Genomic DNA, 19,971 nt, shown 5'->3' with positions numbered 1-19,971 from the left:
CTATTCTTTAATTTTAAAGGGAAATGGGAAAACTTTGTATGTTTTATTTCGTAAGAATGATGAGTTTTCCTACACTTTGTCCTGACTCAATATCACGATGCGCATCAGCAACGTTTGAGAAACTATATTGCGTAACCTTTGGTGCTTTTAATTGACCTGATTCTATCCATGTAACAATATCGCCCATTGCCTGACTTAAAACATCAACTTCATCAAAAAGAAATGAAAGATTAAATGAAATAAGGCTCTTATTTTGATTGGTCATATTAATTGGATTGAATCTTGGAGTCGTAAGAAAAGTATAAATAAGCTTAAACCAATTCAAACGCCCACCCTTCTTAGGCAACATTGAGTGAAAGCCATAGGAAACAAGTTTCCCCATAGGGGCCAGCAAATCAAAACTTTTTTTCAATGTCGACTGTCCATTGGCATCGAAGACGATATCGTAACCACGCTGTGAGAAATTCTTGGCCTCAACAAACCAGTTCTGTGTTTTCTTATCAATGACAAGATCTGCACCAAGCTCCTCCACATAACTTCTTTTGTGGGAAGACCCAATGATGCCGACACTTTTATGACCAGCGATCTTGGCCATCTGAACCAAAGCTCCTCCAACCCCACCAGCGGCCGAGTGAATGAGGATTGTTGATTGAGGTCTTAGAATGATATTTTGAAAAAGCCCGTAGTAAGCTGTGAGATAAACTGCAGGAATTCCTGCGGCTTCACTCATAGAAATATTTTTTGGTTTACTGAAAACTTGATGAGAAGGCACTATTACATCAGTGGCATAAGCGTTAAAAAGTGAGACTCCAAAAACTTCTTGGCCAATAGCTACATTAGAAACTTTACTACCTATATTTTTAACGACTCCGGCCCACTCAAACCCAGGAGTGATTGGCCAACCAACATATTGCTTAGCAGACTCATAGAGCCCCCAGCGAATACAGACATCAGCAAAGTTCACACCAAAAGCGTGAACTTCTATATGAACTTCATTATCTTTCAATTGCCTTAAATCACATTCAACGATTGTTAATTTCTCGTAACCGCCAGGACCTGGAATTGAAATTTTTTTCATATATTTTGACCACGAATTTGGGTTGAAGATAAATTTTGAAAATCATGTTCACTTAAGACATTTACATCGACTTGAAATTGCATTTGAAAATTTTCTTTAAATTGTTCAATTTCTTGTTTTTTATAGAGCCTAGGAACAACATAAATTGTACTTAAACTCGACATTAACTTTTCGACACCTGTCCACTTATGAAGACTAAAAAAGTTGTCATCACCCATGAGAAAGTTCTTTTTCGCAATTTGAACTTCAGGCAACCATTGAACTGTAGGATTTGTTCTCTCAAGAATCCAAAAACCTGGAAACAATGAAAAGCGTGAATCTTGAAACTTATTAACGATTTCTCTAAAACTTTGCCAAAGACAAATTTGATTATCTTCAAGATTTTTAGGTTCTTTCCAAGGATTACTATCTGGAATAATCACAATATCTTCGGCTGGACATTGTCTTAAACACTCTGAATGACCTTCATGCCAAGGATTAAACGATCCACCATAAAAAGTAATTTCTTCTAATGATTGCGCAAGAATTTTTTCTCTCATTCTTGTTTTAAGAAATTCCCTAGGAATATAATTCAGATATCCTTCAAGCCCTTCGGGCATAAAGCTGTAAAACTTAGAAATAGCATGGAGGACAAAACGCCCATGTCCTAGATGAAATCGCTTAATACTTTGCAACTCCACCCAATCTCCGTCGCAATTTTCAGTTAGAAGAAATAATGAAGTCTCACCAATTTGAAATTGATGAGCGTATTGTTCATTAGTATATTCTGGAAGTTTAAAATCACCTTGTTCATTAAGGGCATTAATAAAAAGGCGATGATTATCGATTTTGAAATGAACTTTTAATTTTTGCACGTTCTCGTCTTTTAGACCTAGGCCTCAAGAGCTTCAATGGCCTTTGCACATTTAATATCGTTTACAGTAATGCCGCCAGCATCATGAGTTTGGTAGCGGACAACACATTTGTTGTAGCTCACTTCTAGATCTGGATGATGAAGCTCTTTGTTAGCAATAAACGCCACTGCATTTACAAAACCCATTGTTTTGTAGAAACCTTTAAATGTGAATTCTTTAATAAGACAATTTCTCTCTTGTTCGTAGCTCCAACCATTCAACGACGATAGAGCACTATGAATTTCATCTTGTGAAAGTCTAGGAGGAATATTAGTAGGCATAACCACTCTCTTTATTTTCTAAATTTTTCTTTTTAGGTTTAGGTTCGAACTTCGGAGGAAAATCACCAAGCTCTTTTGCTTTATCCATTAAATTGAAAATCTCATCATCAAGAACAGAGTAAAGCTGATTGATATTTTCTAAGATAAAATATACTGGTTGTTTAATATCAATTCTAAAAGGTGTTCTTAGTGCCGTGAGTGGTTCAAGAGGTTGTCTTTCAGGAACTTTTGATTCTAGAGCATAGAGTGTTTCTTCGAATGAAGAAAGGATTCCCCCACCAAAAATTTTCAGACCTTCTGATGTTTTGATTAAACCGAATTCAATCGTAAACCAAAACAGACGGAAAAGTTGATTTCTCTGCTTTGCCGAAACTTTTAGAGCAACTTTTGCATATCTTTCCATGAAATCAGCATAGGCCTGATTCGTAAGAAGAGGACAGTGTCCAAAAAGTTCGTGAAATAAATCTGGCTCTTCTAAATAGTCGAGTTCTTCTCTAATTCTAATAAAGCTTGCTGCTGGAAATTTTTTATTGGCCAAGAGGTTAAAAAAATCTAGCGCAGGAATAACTGCGGCCACAGGTTCAACACCCCAGCCCGTTGCTTTCTCAAGCTTCTCATTAATATCTTGCCAGCGAGGTATGCGATCTTCTGGGAAATCCAAAATTTCGATTCCTTTTAAATATTCTTCACAAGCGCGACCTTTGATCGCTTCTTTTTGACGCTTAATTAAAATGGACCATGTTTCATGTTCATGATCGCTGTAATGGATTTCACCATTTTCATCGGCCTCACGGGCGACGTAGACGTGCTTAGTCATAGCAATTCCCTAATTCCCAAGTTCTTTACTCTAGCATAACTCTTATTGACCCCTTTGTCCTTAAAATTGCAAGAAATCAATAAATGGCCTTTACGACATTTCAACAATTTACTTATTAATGGTCAAGTCCTGCGCTTAGAAAAGGCCGAGTGAGCACTCTTTAGGCCATGGAGGGAGTAAATGACCAGGCCCGCCCAGATGAAAAGACATGCATAGAGATGGTAATCAGTGAATTCTTCACCGTAGAGCTTTACCCCAATAAAGAGTTGCATAATTGGCGTGATATATTGGATAAGACCGACCGTAGATAGGTTGAGCCTACTCACAGAAAGCAAAAATCCAAATAATGGAATGATGGTGACAAATGAAGTTCCTAGCGCAAGCATTTGTTGCGAAGTGGGTGCATCAAAAAAGGCAATTTGACCGTTACTGTACATTCTAAAAAAGAAAAAGAGTAAAAGTGGTGTGCATAAAGCAGTATCAAAGAGTAGTGACCAAAGGCCAGGCATGGGCGCCTTCTTTTTAACCACCCCATATAGACCAAAAGACATGGCCAAATAAACACTAATCCACGGCGAACCGATACCACGTAGTGCAAGGATTGAAACACCAATCGCCGCGAGAGCAACACACAACCACTGTATCTTTTTTAAAGATTCTTTTAAAACAAAGACTCCTAAGAGTACATTCACAATCGGATTAATGAAGTAACCAATACTTGCTTCAATGATATGCCCATTGGAAACGGCCCAAATAAAACACCACCAATTAGTAAAAATTAGAAATGTTCCAGCAAGAGAGTATTTGAGAAAATTTTTATCTTTTAACATGCGCAAAAGTCTTGCGACATCGCCTTTTAAAAAAAGATAAGCAAAGAGAAGAACAAAAGACCAAACAACTCTATGAATGAGAAGTTCGAATGAATCAAAACCTACGAATTGTTTCCAATAAAGGGGCACAAGGCCCCATATAAAAAAAGTACCAATGGCATAAAAAATACCGACGATATCAAGGCCCATATGCTCCTAGAAGTCGCGATCCATAAGAGTTTTTCTTCCCTCTTTCTTGGCATTGTCGACTGCGCGATCAACTGTGACTCTTACGATATCACTTAGTCGGTCGATAACATTAGCGGAAGTGCTTAGGTTATGTTTGTCTTTAATATACTTCTTAAGCTTAGATGCAACAATTAAAACATCATGATTAAATTGATCATCACTAATTTTCGTTTTCCCTTCTGCCTTAACTAAAATCCTTCTAGGTCCATTATCCTCAGTCATCTCGCTCTCCTGTGTTTCAGTGTTGTCGTCCAAATAACTAATTCTTGGCACAACAGTCTCCTCTTTTTTATTTATATGTTATCTAGTGCTTTTTATTGTCCTGTGATAATTTGTTAGTGGAAAGCGAAAAATTTTGCCGAAGGTCATTATGAAATTCTCATGCAGTATCGAAGACATTAATTTAGTTATAGAAGTTAATAAAATTAAGTTCAGCTCAACAAATCAACATTATCTTCTGACTAAAAAAGATCAGAATGAAATGAATAACGGAGAAATTTGCTTTTACGAGATTATCATCACTTCTGAAGTCGATGGCGAAAAAATGACTCACTATTCTCCAGGTCATGCACTAACGGCCCATGAAGAAGATTTAATGGAAGAAGTTGAACATGTTCTCGATGATTCAGGACTTTTAGACAAGGTTGTTGATCATTGGAACCTAAACGAAGAAGAAGGACCAAGATGGAAAATCAAAACATAAGATCAAAAACAGAACTTCAAGGCCACGACAAAGTTGTTGGCTATCTATTATGGATTTTTGGATTCACTGGATCTCACCGTTTTTATTTTGGTAGACCGATATCAGGAACTATCTACTTTTTTACTTTTGGTCTATTGGGAATTGGTTGGCTTATCGACATTTTCCTCATTCCACAGATGGAAAAAGAAGCTGATTATGAATATAGACAAGGTGAGTTCAACTATAATATCGCTTGGCTATTATTAACTTTCCTTGGAGTTTTCGGAGTGCACCGCTTTTACCAAGGAAAATTTATTTCAGGGATAATCTACTTTATCACGGGTGGATTTGCTTTATTAGGTGTCATCTATGACTACTGGACACTCAACGATCAAATCTCTGAACTTAACGAGCAAAATTCCAATTAAACTCAATTGGTAAAATTGCCTGTCCTTTTGCTGGGGACAAGACTAGTTTCACGTTCCCTGCAAACTCTTTTAAGTCTTTTGAACATACGTCTATATTCATCGTTGGATTCTTATCACCTAAAAGTGGATGATCTCCCCTTTTATCAAATTCACTAGCTAGTGAACTTGGTTTATTGGCAAGAAAAAGTTGGTAATTGGCACCAAGTTGAGTGTCATTGACATAGAGATAAGGAGACCAATTTTCATGTGCAACAGCACTTGCCATTGAATGAGTCACTTGAATAAAGAAGCACTTTTCCTCTTTATATTTATTACGATATTTTGTGAAAAGTTGTTTTAGTCTCTTTACTCCCGGCTCCTTTTCTAAAACGTAATGATAATAAACTCTATCTACAAGCACCGGCCATGTATAAGGAACAGCCTGTACGATGAGTTTTTCACCGATATAATTTGTCATTTTGATTTGTGAAAGTTTTTCTACCAATTCATCTACAGAATGATTTGGTTTTGAAAGATTCTCTTTTGTGAAGGAATTGGGCACAACAGATGCGCAAGAAGAAAGTAACGTAATAAAAATGGCCATAAAAAAAGGTCTCATGCTAACTCCAAAAAAGAAATCATGAGACCTATTATATCAAAAAATGAAAAAATACCTAGAAGCAATGTCCTTGATATTCGTAAACTCTTTGGTGAGAGATATTTCCACCGTTAAAAACGGCCTTTAAATCCTCTGAGTTTGGTGCAAAGAAATCAATCGCAACTGACTTATCGAATGTCACAACATGAAAGCGAGCATCTCTCCAACCATAGAATGTTTGAAATTCAGTATGACATACTTGCCCACCGTTTGGTACAGGACGACAAACAGTCACAGGTCTTTGGTACGTACAAGTTTCTCTTTCATAGCGAGAACCAGAACGAGTAACAATTGTATCAACAGCGCCATGAATATCGTATGGCTGACCAATTTGAGCTGACTTTAGTGTAAACTCACCATCTTTTGATGGAATAGAATTTTTAGGAACGGCAAATTTAAATTTATGTCCTTTAAGTTCTAATTCCAGTTTTTTCTTAGATTTTACTTTGATTGATACATTTTCAATAAATTCAGGAGAAAGAGTAACCGTCTTTCCATCATCATTTTTCAACTTAATCGACTCGCGCACGTCGAGATTACCATCTAGAGTTTCACAACCTACGAGTAAAAACAGAGCGCTTAATCCCAAAAGTAACTTCTTCATAATCTCCCCTATTGTTGTTTGTTTAAGAAATTCTATCCCTAAAAAAAACACATTGAAAAGCATCGCGTAAATCACTAAGATTACTTGAATTCGACTTCAAACTTTTGCACGTAGTCAGACTTTGGGTCAAAATCAGAACCAGCTAACACGGCAAAACGAACTTCCCAATATCCCATCATCTTTGAAAAATAGAGATCACTCACAATATAAATGCCACGAGCACTGTCATAAGTTAGAGTTTCTGGTCTTGATCCGTGCTCCATACCGTTATTCATTATCATCCATGGATAAATTCTAAGCCCTTCAATTTGAACAGGAGCATGAGTGCTATCACCATGTTTCCAAAATGCAACTTCAAGTGTTGAGGCCATCGGTCTGCCAGTATTTTTCATCATATGATGATGGCCACCCCCATGAGCACCATTCAAATGTGGACCGTTTGTCCAAGTATAATTGAAACAAAGTTCTCCTTGTTCAAGCACAATTTCATTTGGGCAGTGAGAAAATGCATTTAATGAGAATAAAGCAATTGTAAGTGCGATTAGTTTTTTCATTTTTATAAACTCCAACGTTTATGAACAAGCACTCCGACACTTCTTGATAAAGTTGTATTTTGTGCTGGTCCGAGAATTGATTGATCTGAATAATTAATTGATAATGAAAGATTTGGATCTATTGCATAACTTCCAACAATTGAAAGCTCAGAATAAAATTCTTTTTGCGTCTCAATTTTCTTATCTCCAAAGTAAACATTTTTAGCACTTTCTTGAAAGTAACTAATGTTTACTCCAAGGCGAAAGTTAGAATTATAAGGACTAACTCCTGCACCGATTAAGAAACTTCCATAGAACGATTCATTTATAGAAACACCTTTTTGTTTGTCAGAAAAACGATGTCCTATTTGAAACGATGAAAGAAAGTCATAAGACCTAATTATTTTTACAAATGACATTCCAGTGGAAACACCCCACTGCTCTTTTCCATTTACATCACTATAGAGAGACGAACTCGAATTATAATTCGAACTTCCGGTTGGCAATGTTAAAGCAATGAATACAAAACCTCTTGGTTGCCACCATGAAAAACTTCTTTCTTGAATGAGTTCATAACCAAAAGAAATTTCACTATCTCCAAATTGAGATGCCGTTTCTTTTTTGGCATCATTTGAATAATCTGTTTGGGAAAAATTAATCTTCCCGCCAATTTGCGCCCTTTCCGAAATCATAGAACTGGCAAATAAAGAATAATTTTGGCGAGTTCTTTTTTTATTATGGTTATAGTAGAGATATTCACCCTGTGAATAGGCTTTACCAATCTCATTTTGATACGTGGCCTGAAGCCCCATTTGCGCTCGAAAGTCTCCAGTTATTAAACCAGGAATTGAACTTCCTCCACCACAACAGCTGGCCCCATAAGAAAAAGAAAGAGATGTGAAAAGATAAAATAAGATAAATTTCATAGCATATAATCAAAATTGATCGTTTCAACAATTTCGTTATTTTTCATAAGATCAATATAAAGAACCCAATCTCCAGGCATGTTAAAAAATAATTCTTTATGAAAATATAAACCTTTTTCAAGACGGATATTCTCACCATCCCAATCAGTTCCATGTCCCATGCTTGGCATTATGCCAGTAACCTTCAATGAGTACTCTTCAAGCAGCTCGACTGTTTGTCCCTTAGAATTTGTTAGGACCATTAGAAATTGTGATTCCTGTGCAGGATCACCAAAGGGTCCTTGTAGCCATTGCAACTGTACAGAGGTTGCAATTGATTTGAATGTCTTTTGCTCTTTTGAATTCTCAAGAGAGTCAGTTATTTTTTTCTCGTAGCTGTGCTCATTTTGTGGTGAGTTTCCACAGCTAGCAAAAAAAGTTAGAACAAATATTATTATTAAATTTTTTTTCATAATTATCTCGCTATATAACAACCTAGCGCCCTCGCAAAATCGCGACGTGGTTTTTGCCCTTTGGAAATATCATTCAAAACTTCTTGCAAATAAAAAGTTGTTGCGCTGTTGAAGTTACTCGAGTTCGTAACTCCTCCGTGATAAATGATCTTCCCTTCTTTATCTAAGAGATAAACATGGGGAGTTTTAACGGCACCTAGTGCATCAGCGACTTTAAAGTCTTTATCTAAGAAAATTGGGAAATTTAAATTTTTATTTTGATAGTAAGAGCGAATTTCATCAATTCTCTCTTTTCCATTCTCATTAATGCCCACAAAAGTAATCTCAGGAAACTGCTTCTTAAGGTCCACAAAGTGTGAAAGATGAGAATCAGAACACGGGCAATCAATAGAACTAAAAAAGATAACTGTGTTCTTCACTCCAATTTGGAGCGTCTCAATTTTTAAGTTTTCAAGATTAACTACTTCAAATTTTGTTGCAGTACTGGCCCACGAAAAATTAATAAATAAAAATAGTATAAAAAATGTAAATTTCAGCATGCTGCATATATGTCAAAAACAACTTAAATCCTCAATGCAGCAAATTGTTGCGGCCGAAAAAATATTTATTTTTTACACACATTGCCCAAAAACGTGATATAAATCATGGGGTAATCTTGAACATTAATCTATAGTTCTGGTATAACTAGACCCAGTTTAATTGGAGAAAGTAAAATGAGTGAATCGACTAAAACTGTAAAAGTTTATCCAACATCTATTGTCCCTCAAGGCGAAAAACTTGAGCCTGTTAGAAAGCACGATATGGTAGCATCTTCACTACAAGTTGAAGTATTCCACATTGCTTGTTTCGTTGTTATCTTTGCTTTCATTTTTGCTGGTATCTGGAAAACTGCCCTACGTGCAGAAAAAGCAGAAGCAAAAGCATCAAAGAAGGGATTACAAGAAGCTTAAGCTGAATGTAACAGGGCCTTGATTGGTAATTTGAACTTCCATCCTGGCCCCAAATTCCCCTTTTTGTACGGGAACTTCTTTACTTAAAATAACGCAAAATTTATCAAAGAGAATTTGAGCTTCTGTCGGTGGCATAGAATTGTCAAAAGATGGCCTATTTCCCTTTTGTCCGTCCCAGGAAAGAGTAAACTGACTGATGGCCAGTATTTTTCCGTCGGCAGCGAGAATGTCTTTATTCATCCTCCCATTTTCATCTTCAAAGATTCGTAATTTGAGGATTTTTTCACAGGCCTTTGAAATAGTTCTTTCTGTATCACCTTTTTCACAACATACCAGCAATACCATACCGTGATCAATTTCACCCACAATGCTACCATTTACACGAACTGATGAAACTCCACTTCTTTGAACCACTACTTTCAAGATACGCTCTCCTTAATCTTAATTCTTCCCTAATATTATGAACTGGCCGCATTGAAAGTTAAACCATCTGATAAAATAAGAGAAATTTATTTATCAAAGGTCATCCTATGCTGGTTAAAATCCTATGCCTTTTTATACTCTCTTTTCAAATAGTGGCCCAAGAAAATGCTGAGACTACAACCACTCCAGAAACGAGTTCACCTCCAGTACAATTGGAAAATAAGGTAGATGAAGGTCACAAAGAAATTGAAAAAGAAGATAAAAAAGAGAACCCATCAAAAGATGAAAATAAGCCGCGGGCAATTGCTAAGATAATACGGGGTGATGTTTATTTTATAGCTAAGGCCATGGATGGCGAAGAAACTAAAGAACAAAAGCTCGAACAAGGAAGTGAAATTGAACCTGGCCATACAATCACAACTAAAGATAAGTCTTTTGCGCAAATCTCTTTGCCTGATGAAACCATTCTGAATATTGGACCGAATTCGCAAATGATGATTGAGCAATTGGACGTAACAACAACATCAAGAAAGATCAGCCTTCTTCATATAAATGGCCAAATAAGATCCCTCATTAATCGAAAAAGTGTCGAGGGAGACAGCTGGAAGTTAAATACCAAGGCCGTATCAGTTGGAGTACGTGGTACGGAGTTCTTATCTAATGCTTACTTAGTGGGCGCAAAAGATACAACCGATGTCGCTCTTTTAAAAGGTGAAGTCTTGGCGGATGTTTCGAAGACGGGAGCGAGTGTTAAAGATATTACTCTTAAACCAGGTCAATTTTTCAACTCTAGTGAAATTGCAAGCAAGGGGCTTGATGGGATTAAGACTCTTTCTAAGGATGTATTAGAATCACTTCAACAAAACGCAGAAGATTTTCTGCCAAAACTACAAGATTTAAATGGCGATCTCATTGATCTTGATAAGAGTTTAAGATCTAGTCTAGGGCTCCCTCCTCTGGCCGCGGCAGCTGGGCTCCTAGGAGCTGTGGCGACAGCACCTTTACTTACAGGTGGGTCTGATGATGACAAAAAGGAAGAAGAGAAACCAGTCTTGGCCCCAGTCAAAAAAGAGGAAAATACAAAATCAAGAGTTGTCATAAAAGGTGGCAAACATAAAGAGCTCAAAGACCAACCGTGGGATATTCGTGATGCTATGATCAATGCATCTGACAAGCGAGTTGATAACACTTGCTTTTTCTGGTTTTACAAATCAATTCCAGGAAGTGGAGATTTAGAACGCTTTAGAAGGGAGAGAAGCTGTGAAGACTATGAATATTAAAATATTAATCTCTCTTTTTATGCTGGGATTTTTGAGTTCTTGTGGTTCAAATGAATTCATTCCCACCACTGATATTTGTTCAGTTGAAAAGCATTATCGAGATGATATTTACCAAGTGAAAATTGAAGGTAAAAAGATAAATAATCATTGGTATCTTAAAGATGATGCTTTAGAAGTTACAAAATTTCTTGCAAACAAGAATAAATGTATGCATTAATAATTTTTAAAAAATATACTCTTTAAGAAGACTAAATAGTTTCTTTTCTTCAGCAGACGCAATTTTCTCAAATTGAATTGGGTCGTTAATGCCCTTTTCGAGAAGAACAGAAATATATTCCTCTCCACCACGAACAAATGTGTAGAGTGATTCTAGATTAAAGTTTATGCAGTATTTGCGACCATTGTTTTCTTTAATTTCACCTTCACAATAGAGCTGACCAGATGATTCATCTAGTTCATAAGCATAGTACCTTCCAGCGTTCATTCCCGTATCCTGAGGGGCCTTAGTTTTTTGAACAATCTGTAGTGTTTCATCCTCACTAATTGTACCGTGTTCGTCACAGTATTCTTCCCATGAATCTCTAGTACATTTTGTAACTCCAAATGCAGGAACAACAGTTTGAGCCTGCTTCAAACGATCTTTATATCCACCTTTTGCATTATGAAGGGCATAAATAAAACGTTTATATCGAGTTTCTAGAAGATGTAAAATTTCATGAGCAATACTTTCATTGAATTCGTAATCACATCTAATTTTATCAGTATCTTCATACCAATAACAAATTGGTTTTTTGTGAATAGCTATTTTAGAGACCTCTACAACAGAATAGTTTCTTGTGAAATTCGATTGTTCTTCACTAGAAATACGTGGATTGGAAATATCCTCGTTAAAATATTCTAAATCTTTTTCTGCCAAACAATGACAGTCTCGCCTATCCCAAGGAGAAAAAAGATTAATAATAAGATCTGCTTCGAAATTATAATTTGTTCCTCTCTCGTTGCTCTCGCTAGGGACAAAAGAAACAACAGAAGAATTAAGCTGCGATAGGATAATAGGTAGATCAACTCTGATTTCTTCTGGTAGAAAGCCTAGCTTAGCAACTCCATTTTCCCAAAACTCAACACCGTTTGAATCGGCCCAAACGAAGGGAGTCGTTTTTTCTTTTTTAATTATTTTCAAAATTGATAGTACTTTTTCTTTATCATCTTGCTTTAAATGTCCCTTGTAATCACAGTCCATCACAAAATCAATATAATCATACGTTTTAAAATCAAGTGACTGAGCTTGTGAATGAGATAAAACATTTTGAATTTTGATAATTGAATCTGCCAGTTTTTTATCAGTGCATTCTTCATAAACATTGGCCCACGACTGTAGACCATTAAGAATCAATATAAAAAATAGAGATTTAATAACGTTCACTTGCACCTTCTCTTTTAAATAACAATTTAGTGACATTGTTAATTTTCTATACAGATATTTTCTCTTCGTTTTTAAAGAAGTTTTTAGCAGTAGACATAAGCCTCTGATTTCACTAAAGAATCTCAAGTAAAACAAAATTAGATATCAATTACTTAACAAAATAAGCAAATCGGGTGCCAAATAGCTTGAAAAAATAGGAATACTAGATAATTAGATTAGCTCAATGTTGCACGGGACTTAGCTTTTTCAAGCTCAAAACTCTCTTTCATTTCTTTCAAGCGACGCTCATAATTCGCGATGAGTTCTTCTCTTCTCATTTCACTATCTTTCATAAGATTTTGAAGTTGATCTTGAAGAGTTCCAACTTTGGTTCTGATTTCCATTTGATGCTCTTGAAGCATTTGTTGACGTTCAAAATCTTTTTGTTGGAGAAGTTTAGTGTGCTCTAAGTCGTTATTACGCTTTATTTTACCAATTTCAGAATCATATCTATTTCTTAAATTCTGGATATCTTTTTCGTAATCTTTCCTCAAATCACCAATAACCTTCTTCATCTCTTCACGATTTTGCTTTAATCGTTCTTGATAGTAGCGCTGCTCAGCTCTTAGCTTCAAGTCATTACTTCTTTTTGTATTAGAAAGAAGTAATTCATTTTGATCCATGTGCTTATTATACTCTTCATGCTGAGTATTGATCTGCTGCTCAAAACTTTGAACGACCTTGTCCATTTTATCTTGAAATGAGCTTTGCTGATTTGTAATAGCATCTTTCAGATTGCGACTAAAAATTGTGCCGATTTCTTTTTTCTCACTTGCGTACTCAGCTTGTAACTTTTGAACGTTATCAAGATTTTTTTCTTCAAGTGTTTTTACATTCTCTCCATAGATTTCACGTTGTCTATGAAGAAGTTTATTACTATTTCTTTGTTGATGTAATAGACTCGCCTCATAATCTTTTTGCTGTGAGTAGAAAGTTTTTTTGAAACGATTTTCTAAATCGTGCTGACTATCTGCAGATTTTCTTTTGTGATCATTAATTTGTTCTGTTCGCATTTGATCTTGCTTAATGAAATTATCTCTTAACTCTCCAGTCTGAGAATTAAGATTTTTTTCACTCGCAATTTTGATTTCATCTAACTTATTTTTATAATCTATACCTTGGTCTTCCATCATATTTTTCAGACCTTGCAATTTAAATTCATAATCACCTTTGATACGGTCTCCATAAGCAATAAGATCTTGCTCGGATAGAGAGTTCTCAATGATCTTTTGAATTTTACGATCCTTTTCGGCCATCGATTTTTTATAATCGACATCTTTGGCCGCCATCTCTCTTTCACTAATTTCTTGATTATGACGAATACTGCGCTCCGCTGAATTTTCAAGAGTTGAAATTGAACGCTGGAATTGATCTCGAAGTCCTTCTTGTCCTGACTTATTTTCGTTAGAGTGTCTTGTGGCAGTCTCTTGAATACGATTTTCGAGACCAGCAATCTGAGCATCTTTAGAATCAATAACTCTATTCAAATGCCCATCAAACTTCTCTTTGTCCATTAGGCGCTCTTTTGAGAAATCAGTATTCAATTGTGACTCGCGCTCTTTAAATGTATTGGTCAGTGTTTTTCTTTCTTTATCAGCATCACTTTTTAGTGAGGCAATGGACCTTTCACTAAAATTACTAATATTTTTAATTTTCTCATCTGCATGTTTATTTTCTGTAACGATGCGATTATTGAAATTATCTTCTTTATTCTTTAATTCTTTATCATGCTCAATATTCAATTGCTTTACAGAGCGATCATACGTACTTTTTAAATCTTCAAGCCGATCATTGAAGCTTTGACGATTTTCATCAGTTGCAACTTTTGAATCATCACGAATTTCTTGGAGTTTTGACAGATAGTCTTCTCTTCTTTTGGAAAATTGCTCTTCAGCTTTACGACTTAGAAGGTCAACACGATCATTAGCATCATTTACGAGTCTTTCACGCTCATTTTTTTGGACTTTATCTTTTTGCACAAGACGCTTTTGCGCAGTCTGCTCAACATTTTGCAGACTCTTTTCATACTCTTCTTTCATCTTAGAGACAGTTTCTCTATTTTTCTTTCGAAGATCAGAAAGTTTTTGAGATAAAGTACTAGCAACATCCATATTCGCGAATTCCCATGGGCGCAGACTGCCCTTCTAAAAATTATACCCTAAATAGCGTCAATCGCCTTTGCCTGGCTGAAGAGGAAAAAATAACCGACTTAGAAATTATGGATACTTAACGAATATTCCAATAAAAATACTCACCTTTTTACTAAGGTCAGGACAAGCATTATCCGACAAGTTTTATCAAATACAAAAGGAGAAGCGAGTGAATTACCCGATGACTGAAAGCAAGTTCTATATGTGGCGTGCGGCGGTGGCCCTTATTCATGTGGATGGCGAAGTAAGTTCCGAGGAAACAGCTTGGATACGTTCTCATCTTGCAAAAATCCCTTTTAGCGAATGCCAGTGGGACATTCTCATTTGCGATATGGAAAAACCAATTCGCTTGGACGATCTTCTCCCCCATATTCACGATGCCAAAGATCGCGCGTCTTTGTTACATTTTGCACACATCCTGTTTAGAAAAGATGGCCTAGTAACTATCGAGGAATCAACACTAAAAAAACTAGAACAAAAAATATTAGACAGTATCGACATGATGGGAACTCTTAAATCCCTTGAGGCCCATAATGCGAAGATTGAGCTTCATCAACTTGAAGAGAAGAAAAAAAGAAAGGGACTATTCAAGTCCCTAATCAATTACTATGAAAAAAGGCTGTAGCTTTTAAACTATAGTCCTTCAAAATCCATTAATTTATGAACTTTGTATCCTTTTGACTGAAGCTTATCGATTCCTTTTAGTTCAGGAAGATCGACGATTACAGAAAACTCAATAACTTCTCCACCAAGTTTTTCTACAAGCTCAATCGCCCCTAGGGCCGTACCACCTGTCGCAAGAAGATCGTCCATTACAAGAACTTTCTGTCCTTTTGTGATGGCATCAGTATGGATCTCAAGAACATCAGTACCGTATTCTAATTCATACTCAACAGAAATCGTTTCCGCAGGAAGCTTACCTTTTTTACGGATTGGCACAAAACCTACGCCAAGCATAACCGCAAGAGCAGCACCAGTGATAAAACCACGAGACTCAACTCCAGCAATCACATCGATCTCCATTGCTTCATAGCGCTCTTTAAATAGGCGCATTGTTTCTTGTAGACCTTTAGAATCTTTAAAAAGGGTTGTTACATCTCTAAACATAATGCCCTCATGAGGAAAATGAGGAACAGTACGAACTAGGGATTTGATATCCATGACACACTCCAGCGTAAATTAAACTAAGGCCCGACTATACAACACAAGAAAACTTGTGAAAAGGGATTTAAAAAATTAAGTCTTTTATGCTATGTTGCAGGGGTTAATTTTCGACAAAAAAGGAATAAGAATGAACACTACTGATCTTAAAGATTTAGTTAAGGCCCTTGGTAAATTGGTTCGTCCAAATCCATGGCACGGAGTAGAGCTTTACACTGGCGACAACAAGCAAGATGTTAGAGCATATATTGAAATCGTTCCAACTGACCGTGTTAAGTACGAAGTTGATAAGAAAACTGGATTTTTGATGGTTGATAGACCACAAAAATTTTCAAATATTGTTCCATGTCTTTATGGTCTTCTACCACAAACATACTCAGGTGAGAAAACTGCTGAATTCGCAAGAAAAGCAACAGGCAGAGATGGACTATTCGGTGACGGTGATCCAGTTGACGTTTGTGTTTTGACTGATGAAGCGATTACACATGGAGATCTACTAGTTGATTGTAAAATCATCGGTGGTTTTAGAATGCTAGATGGTGGTGAAGTTGACGATAAAATCATCGCAGTTCTAAAAGACGACTCTACATTCGGTAAAATGAATGATGTATCAGAAGTACCTGCAGGTGTTCTTGATAAAGTTAAGCACTACTTCCTAACTTATAAGCAAATTCCACATGAGGGATATACTCCAAAATGTGAAATCACTCACACTTATGGAAAAGAAGAAGCTGTGAAAATTGTTGAGCTTGGTGTTGTTGATTACAACGAAGAAGTTCTTCCAAAACTATTCAACTAAAAGAAAAGGCCCTAATATAGGGCCTTTTTTACCAACTTGTTTGTCCCATTTTTCTAAGTTCATTAACAATCATTCTTCTGGTTATAACACCTTTTAGAATGCCATCTTCAACTACTGGATAAAGTTGAAAATGGTTCTTAATAAAAAGTTCAACAGCATACAACAGACTATCGGTTGGTTTAAGAGTTATCAATGACTTTGCCATATAATCCCCTACAACGCCTTGCCCATGATTGTAGTATTTGAGATCGAGCGCGTATTTCAAACAATCTTTTTCTGAAATCAGTCCTAAAACTTTCATATCGCGATCGACAACGATTAAACCCGTTGTAGCGTTGTCACAAATGATATTTAAGGCCTCCAAAATATTAGTTTCTGTTGTCACAGTGGCCCATGAACGATTCATTATATTTTGGACTGTTAATCCTGTTTGCTGGTCAATTGTAGATTCAACCTGAGATAAGTTTGGCGTATAGTTAACCATAGATTCCCCCTTAACTAACTACATACAGTATAGTGGAGACCTAATTATAAAATATGGAGAATTGTTAAAATTTATTCATCTAACCTGAAGCCTACCATCATAGTGACTTGAAACAATGGCTTTCCCCCCTCAAAATTTCCACGGATTTCCTTAACTTCAAACCATCTTAGATTGTGAATAGATTCAGATGCCTTCTTATAGGCATTATTGACTGCATCTTCGATAGATTTACTAGATGAGCCAACAATTTCAATTTTTTTGTATGTTCTCTCTGGCATAAAAGATCCCTTGTAAAAGTCTTCACAACTCTATTGTAACGCTTAAACAAGGGATGATTTATAAAATATCCGAAATGAAAATAATTTCGTTTCTTATGAAGTCCATTCTCAAGAAGGTCATAAGACTACATGTAGCCGCCACCATTTGGAAAAAAGTCATCATCGTCTTCTTCTTCAGAATCAATGTCTTCTTGCATATTATTGGTATAGCGCTCTTTTAAAAGCTTATCTTGAAGATCAAAAATTTGCGCTTTAACTTCTTCACTTACGCCATTTTCTTTGAGTAGGCTGCCAATTTTATCGCGAGTTTTCTTCTGATGATTGATGCAATAAAGAGCTCGACTAATAGTCTCTTCAAGTTCATCAATATTAAGTGGCTTTTCAAGTACATCAAAGGCCCCATAACGAAGAAACTCGTACAGATAATCTTTTCCAAAACCTGAAATGAAAATAAATTGGCAACTATTTCTGAACTCGCGAGCAACTTTTAAAAGTCTGCGACCATCCATATTTGGCATTTTAATATCGCTTATAACGATATCTGGTTGAACGGCCATGATTAGATTTAAGGCCTCTAGGCCATCGTTTGCTTCGAATATCTCAGCATCAGGCAATAACTCTTCTACTACAGTAAGATAAAGTGATCTCACATCCTCTTCATCATCCACAATCACGACAGACATTTTATCCGTTGCGTTCATCCCTACTCTCCTGTGATTCCCTACTGAGAATGCTTTCTCCCTAAAAAAACATTCCTAATAATAGAGGTACCATAGAAAAACTTAAGGAAACAAAGAAAAACTTACGCCTTAAGTTAAAAATGATATTAAAAAACAAATATTATGGTGCCAAAATAAAGATTTCTTCAACTAGCGTTCACCAAAGATAAATTCCAGCTTAAAAATGATCCCATGCTCCCTATTGAAGCCACTCTCCTTGGGCCAATCAATATACGGAATCAAGTCGTAAAAAACCCAATTTTTGTAGATTTTTTGCCTTAAATCGATTTGAAAAATATAATTCACTATTGAATATTTATTAGCATCGGAGAAATTGGCGCGAAAATTATAAGAAATTGTTCTTCTGTCACTAAGCTTGTGGAACAAAGATGGCCCATGAGAGGTATAGATAATTCTGGTGTTTTCATTTCTTGAATAGCTATTTGAAAAACGAGCAAGTACAGCATCTGAAAGATTTCGATCAAGATCAACAAAGATATTCGTCGTCAGATTATCTTTTAGTGAATATATCCAGTTGGGCGAAATCGTCAGAAGAAAATCCCCCATCGAAATATCTTTTTTACTACGAAAGTAAATATAAAAATCTGGCGGAAGACTAAGTTTTACCCCTGTACCAATTCTCGTTTCAAAACCTTTCAAAAGATCAAGGCCATAACCAAGCCCGAGTAAAGGAGATGTCGTCGCACGAGTCTGATCTGTAGACAAAACACTTTCATCCGTCGGTGTATTCTTCTCAGCACTAGCATCATTTCGAAAAAGCTCGAGATGGAGCTTCTCTTGTAAGGCAGGCAATCTTATTCTAAATCGATAATTGAGCTCAGGTGTAATCTTGTTTCCTTCTCTTTTTTCAAAGATAGAATAAACCCTTAGCCGTGAGCCATTATCATATTCAAGAGATTTTACATCGCCAAAAAATGAATCCATTTTATTGGTTGCATAGAAAATATTATCCGAAGCAAACTCTTGGGCAGCATCAAGTTTATTGCCAAAATAATTTTGAACTTTACTAAATGAACTTTCCTGGCCAAAAGCTGACAACGAACCAAAAAGCATACAAAATATGAAATAGAAGATTTTAGTATTCACTCTTCTAGATTAGTGGATTTTATTTTGATTTAAAAGCTTGGTAACAAAAATTTTACGATACTCTCTTCGAAAGGCTCCTCCATTGATAGTCCCATCTTATAATCTTTGACCGTCATGACTGATTCATACAAAGGAGTAACATGACAAATTGTACATAAGAGTGGCTTCTCAAAGTTCACTTTGCCGATTGATTTCAAAAGTAGAACATCACCTTTTCTAAAACAATCTTTTTTCGTAACACTAACATGCAGACCTAATCCTCTTTCGCTCATATCGAGAAGTTTAAGAGAAAAACTCGTTTTTCCGATAATCTCATCATCTTTTTTATCAATAACAACATTGTATTGATTCTGTGTCGTGGCCTTTCTCTTGGTATCACGATTTTCTTCAATTCTATACTCGCGAGGATAACTCATAAGAATGCGCCCATTTTTTATCCCAATAATTTTTGCTCTAAAAAGAAGATCGCGAAATTTAAATTTAAAATAAACTATATCATTTGCTTGTAACGAAACTTCTTTCGATTCATTTACAAACTCAAATATACGATGTGAAGGAACATCTAATTTGATCTTTCCTTTGAAGACAACTCTCTTCTCTCCACGAACAACCCAAACCATGGGCATTTCTTTAAAGCGCAAGATATAATCCAAGCAAAGAGAAAAATCGTTTACGCAATTCAATGTTTGATGTGATTTATTTTCTGTTTCCATTAAATTATTTTAAACGGATTCTTTTCAGATGAAAAAAAGGGCCAGAACTTCCACCT

28 protein-coding genes are annotated in these 19,971 nt (G+C 36.0%); 7 read left to right on the top strand and 21 right to left on the bottom strand.

Annotated features, from left to right (window positions below; translation table 11 throughout):
- Positions 1-43: 43 nt before the first annotated feature.
- From M899_RS15160 to M899_RS18595, 6 genes are all read right to left on the bottom strand, one after another.
- Positions 44-1,078 carry a synaptic vesicle VAT-1 family membrane protein gene (locus M899_RS15160; RefSeq protein ID WP_021272301.1) on the bottom strand — a complete coding sequence of 345 codons (1,035 nt, stop codon included), beginning with the start codon at positions 1,076-1,078 and terminating at the stop codon, positions 44-46.
- The gene (locus M899_RS15155) at positions 1,075-1,932 is read right to left on the bottom strand and encodes a cytidylyltransferase (protein WP_021272446.1); all 858 of its coding nucleotides are present in this window, start codon (positions 1,930-1,932) and stop codon (positions 1,075-1,077) included. Before M899_RS15155 ends, M899_RS15160 begins: the two co-directional genes overlap by 4 nt.
- Before the next feature lie 17 nt (positions 1,933-1,949).
- On the bottom strand, positions 1,950-2,252 hold the full coding sequence (locus M899_RS15150) for a 4a-hydroxytetrahydrobiopterin dehydratase (protein ID WP_021272331.1): 303 nt from the start codon (positions 2,250-2,252) through the stop codon (positions 1,950-1,952).
- Positions 2,242-3,069, bottom strand: coding sequence for a phenylalanine 4-monooxygenase (gene phhA / locus M899_RS15145; RefSeq protein WP_021272424.1), 828 nt, complete (start codon positions 3,067-3,069; stop codon positions 2,242-2,244). The genes M899_RS15150 and phhA overlap by 11 nt, the downstream gene beginning before the upstream one ends.
- A 122-nt stretch (positions 3,070-3,191) precedes the next feature.
- A complete protein-coding gene (gene rarD, locus M899_RS15140) occupies positions 3,192-4,088 on the bottom strand; it encodes an EamA family transporter RarD (protein ID WP_021272326.1) in 897 nt (298 codons plus the stop codon).
- A 6-nt stretch (positions 4,089-4,094) separates the two neighbouring features.
- The gene (locus tag M899_RS18595; protein WP_196801780.1) at positions 4,095-4,400 is read right to left on the bottom strand and encodes a hypothetical protein; all 306 of its coding nucleotides are present in this window, start codon (positions 4,398-4,400) and stop codon (positions 4,095-4,097) included.
- A 97-nt stretch (positions 4,401-4,497) separates the two neighbouring features.
- Between M899_RS18595 and M899_RS15130 the strand changes: the two genes are divergently transcribed.
- Both M899_RS15130 and M899_RS15125 read left to right on the top strand, forming a co-directional pair.
- Complete coding sequence (locus tag M899_RS15130) at positions 4,498-4,830, top strand: hypothetical protein (protein ID WP_021272337.1); 333 nt, start codon at positions 4,498-4,500, stop codon at positions 4,828-4,830.
- On the top strand, positions 4,812-5,237 hold the full coding sequence (locus M899_RS15125; RefSeq protein WP_021272405.1) for an NINE protein: 426 nt from the start codon (positions 4,812-4,814) through the stop codon (positions 5,235-5,237). Before M899_RS15130 ends, M899_RS15125 begins: the two co-directional genes overlap by 19 nt.
- On the opposite strand, the gene M899_RS15120 is transcribed toward M899_RS15125, so the two are convergent.
- The 6 genes from M899_RS15120 to M899_RS15095 form a co-directional block, all read right to left on the bottom strand.
- Positions 5,215-5,835, bottom strand: coding sequence for a hypothetical protein (locus tag M899_RS15120; protein WP_021272346.1), 621 nt, complete (start codon positions 5,833-5,835; stop codon positions 5,215-5,217). The two genes, M899_RS15125 and M899_RS15120, sit on opposite strands and share 23 nt — an antisense overlap.
- A 55-nt stretch (positions 5,836-5,890) precedes the next feature.
- Positions 5,891-6,478 (bottom strand): hypothetical protein, encoded by a 588-nt coding sequence (locus M899_RS15115; RefSeq protein ID WP_021272366.1) that lies wholly within the window; start codon positions 6,476-6,478, stop codon positions 5,891-5,893.
- 80 nt (positions 6,479-6,558) lie between these two features.
- Positions 6,559-7,032, bottom strand: coding sequence for a hypothetical protein (locus M899_RS15110; protein ID WP_021272284.1), 474 nt, complete (start codon positions 7,030-7,032; stop codon positions 6,559-6,561).
- A gap of 2 nt (positions 7,033-7,034) precedes the next feature.
- Positions 7,035-7,937 carry a hypothetical protein gene (locus M899_RS15105; protein ID WP_021272310.1) on the bottom strand — a complete coding sequence of 301 codons (903 nt, stop codon included), beginning with the start codon at positions 7,935-7,937 and terminating at the stop codon, positions 7,035-7,037.
- Positions 7,934-8,389 carry a hypothetical protein gene (locus tag M899_RS15100; RefSeq protein WP_021272418.1) on the bottom strand — a complete coding sequence of 152 codons (456 nt, stop codon included), beginning with the start codon at positions 8,387-8,389 and terminating at the stop codon, positions 7,934-7,936. The genes M899_RS15105 and M899_RS15100 overlap by 4 nt, the downstream gene beginning before the upstream one ends.
- A gap of 2 nt (positions 8,390-8,391) precedes the next feature.
- A complete protein-coding gene (locus tag M899_RS15095; RefSeq protein ID WP_021272330.1) occupies positions 8,392-8,928 on the bottom strand; it encodes a redoxin domain-containing protein in 537 nt (178 codons plus the stop codon).
- Positions 8,929-9,102: 174 nt separating this feature from the next.
- Here M899_RS15095 and M899_RS15090 point away from each other — a divergent pair, with 174 nt between their 5' ends.
- A complete protein-coding gene (locus tag M899_RS15090) occupies positions 9,103-9,339 on the top strand; it encodes a hypothetical protein (protein ID WP_021272350.1) in 237 nt (78 codons plus the stop codon).
- Here M899_RS15090 and dtd read toward each other — a convergent pair.
- On the bottom strand, positions 9,325-9,753 hold the full coding sequence (dtd, locus tag M899_RS15085) for a D-aminoacyl-tRNA deacylase (protein ID WP_231370287.1): 429 nt from the start codon (positions 9,751-9,753) through the stop codon (positions 9,325-9,327). The two genes, M899_RS15090 and dtd, sit on opposite strands and share 15 nt — an antisense overlap.
- A 116-nt stretch (positions 9,754-9,869) precedes the next feature.
- On the opposite strand from dtd, the gene M899_RS15080 reads away from it, so the two are divergent.
- On the top strand, positions 9,870-11,042 hold the full coding sequence (locus M899_RS15080; RefSeq protein WP_021272339.1) for a FecR family protein: 1,173 nt from the start codon (positions 9,870-9,872) through the stop codon (positions 11,040-11,042).
- Positions 11,023-11,259 (top strand): hypothetical protein, encoded by a 237-nt coding sequence (locus tag M899_RS15075; RefSeq protein WP_155897238.1) that lies wholly within the window; start codon positions 11,023-11,025, stop codon positions 11,257-11,259. Before M899_RS15080 ends, M899_RS15075 begins: the two co-directional genes overlap by 20 nt.
- A 6-nt stretch (positions 11,260-11,265) precedes the next feature.
- On the opposite strand, the gene M899_RS15070 is transcribed toward M899_RS15075, so the two are convergent.
- Positions 11,266-12,465 carry a hypothetical protein gene (locus M899_RS15070; RefSeq protein ID WP_021272343.1) on the bottom strand — a complete coding sequence of 400 codons (1,200 nt, stop codon included), beginning with the start codon at positions 12,463-12,465 and terminating at the stop codon, positions 11,266-11,268.
- A 215-nt stretch (positions 12,466-12,680) separates the two neighbouring features.
- Positions 12,681-14,615 (bottom strand): hypothetical protein, encoded by a 1,935-nt coding sequence (locus M899_RS15065; protein ID WP_021272440.1) that lies wholly within the window; start codon positions 14,613-14,615, stop codon positions 12,681-12,683.
- Positions 14,616-14,823: 208 nt separating this feature from the next.
- On the opposite strand from M899_RS15065, the gene M899_RS15060 reads away from it, so the two are divergent.
- A complete protein-coding gene (locus M899_RS15060) occupies positions 14,824-15,279 on the top strand; it encodes a hypothetical protein (RefSeq protein ID WP_021272351.1) in 456 nt (151 codons plus the stop codon).
- 8 nt (positions 15,280-15,287) lie between these two features.
- On the opposite strand, the gene M899_RS15055 is transcribed toward M899_RS15060, so the two are convergent.
- A complete protein-coding gene (locus tag M899_RS15055) occupies positions 15,288-15,815 on the bottom strand; it encodes an adenine phosphoribosyltransferase (RefSeq protein ID WP_021272437.1) in 528 nt (175 codons plus the stop codon).
- A 130-nt stretch (positions 15,816-15,945) separates the two neighbouring features.
- Between M899_RS15055 and M899_RS15050 the strand changes: the two genes are divergently transcribed.
- Positions 15,946-16,614, top strand: a complete 669-nt coding sequence (locus M899_RS15050; protein ID WP_021272388.1) for an inorganic pyrophosphatase — start codon at positions 15,946-15,948, stop codon at positions 16,612-16,614.
- 28 nt (positions 16,615-16,642) lie between these two features.
- Here the strand turns inward: M899_RS15050 and M899_RS17995 are convergent, their stop codons facing one another.
- The 5 genes from M899_RS17995 to M899_RS15025 form a co-directional block, all read right to left on the bottom strand.
- Positions 16,643-17,098: a CBS domain-containing protein gene (locus M899_RS17995; protein WP_021272454.1), complete on the bottom strand. Its 456-nt coding sequence runs from the start codon at positions 17,096-17,098 to the stop codon at positions 16,643-16,645.
- A 71-nt stretch (positions 17,099-17,169) separates the two neighbouring features.
- Positions 17,170-17,376, bottom strand: coding sequence for a dodecin (locus M899_RS15040; protein WP_021272374.1), 207 nt, complete (start codon positions 17,374-17,376; stop codon positions 17,170-17,172).
- Between the two features lie 125 nt (positions 17,377-17,501).
- Positions 17,502-18,077, bottom strand: coding sequence for a response regulator (locus M899_RS15035; protein ID WP_021272279.1), 576 nt, complete (start codon positions 18,075-18,077; stop codon positions 17,502-17,504).
- A gap of 168 nt (positions 18,078-18,245) precedes the next feature.
- On the bottom strand, positions 18,246-19,202 hold the full coding sequence (locus tag M899_RS15030) for a hypothetical protein (RefSeq protein ID WP_155897237.1): 957 nt from the start codon (positions 19,200-19,202) through the stop codon (positions 18,246-18,248).
- A 29-nt stretch (positions 19,203-19,231) separates the two neighbouring features.
- Positions 19,232-19,915: a hypothetical protein gene (locus M899_RS15025; protein WP_021272283.1), complete on the bottom strand. Its 684-nt coding sequence runs from the start codon at positions 19,913-19,915 to the stop codon at positions 19,232-19,234.
- Positions 19,916-19,971: the final 56 nt, after the last annotated feature.

Origin of the sequence: Bacteriovorax sp. BSW11_IV (assembly GCF_000447755.1) — a bacterium.
In the GTDB taxonomy this organism is placed as follows: domain Bacteria; phylum Bdellovibrionota; class Bacteriovoracia; order Bacteriovoracales; family Bacteriovoracaceae; genus BSW11-IV.
Note: the sequence above shows the minus strand (reverse complement) of the source record. Positions and strands in the feature narration are given on the sequence as shown.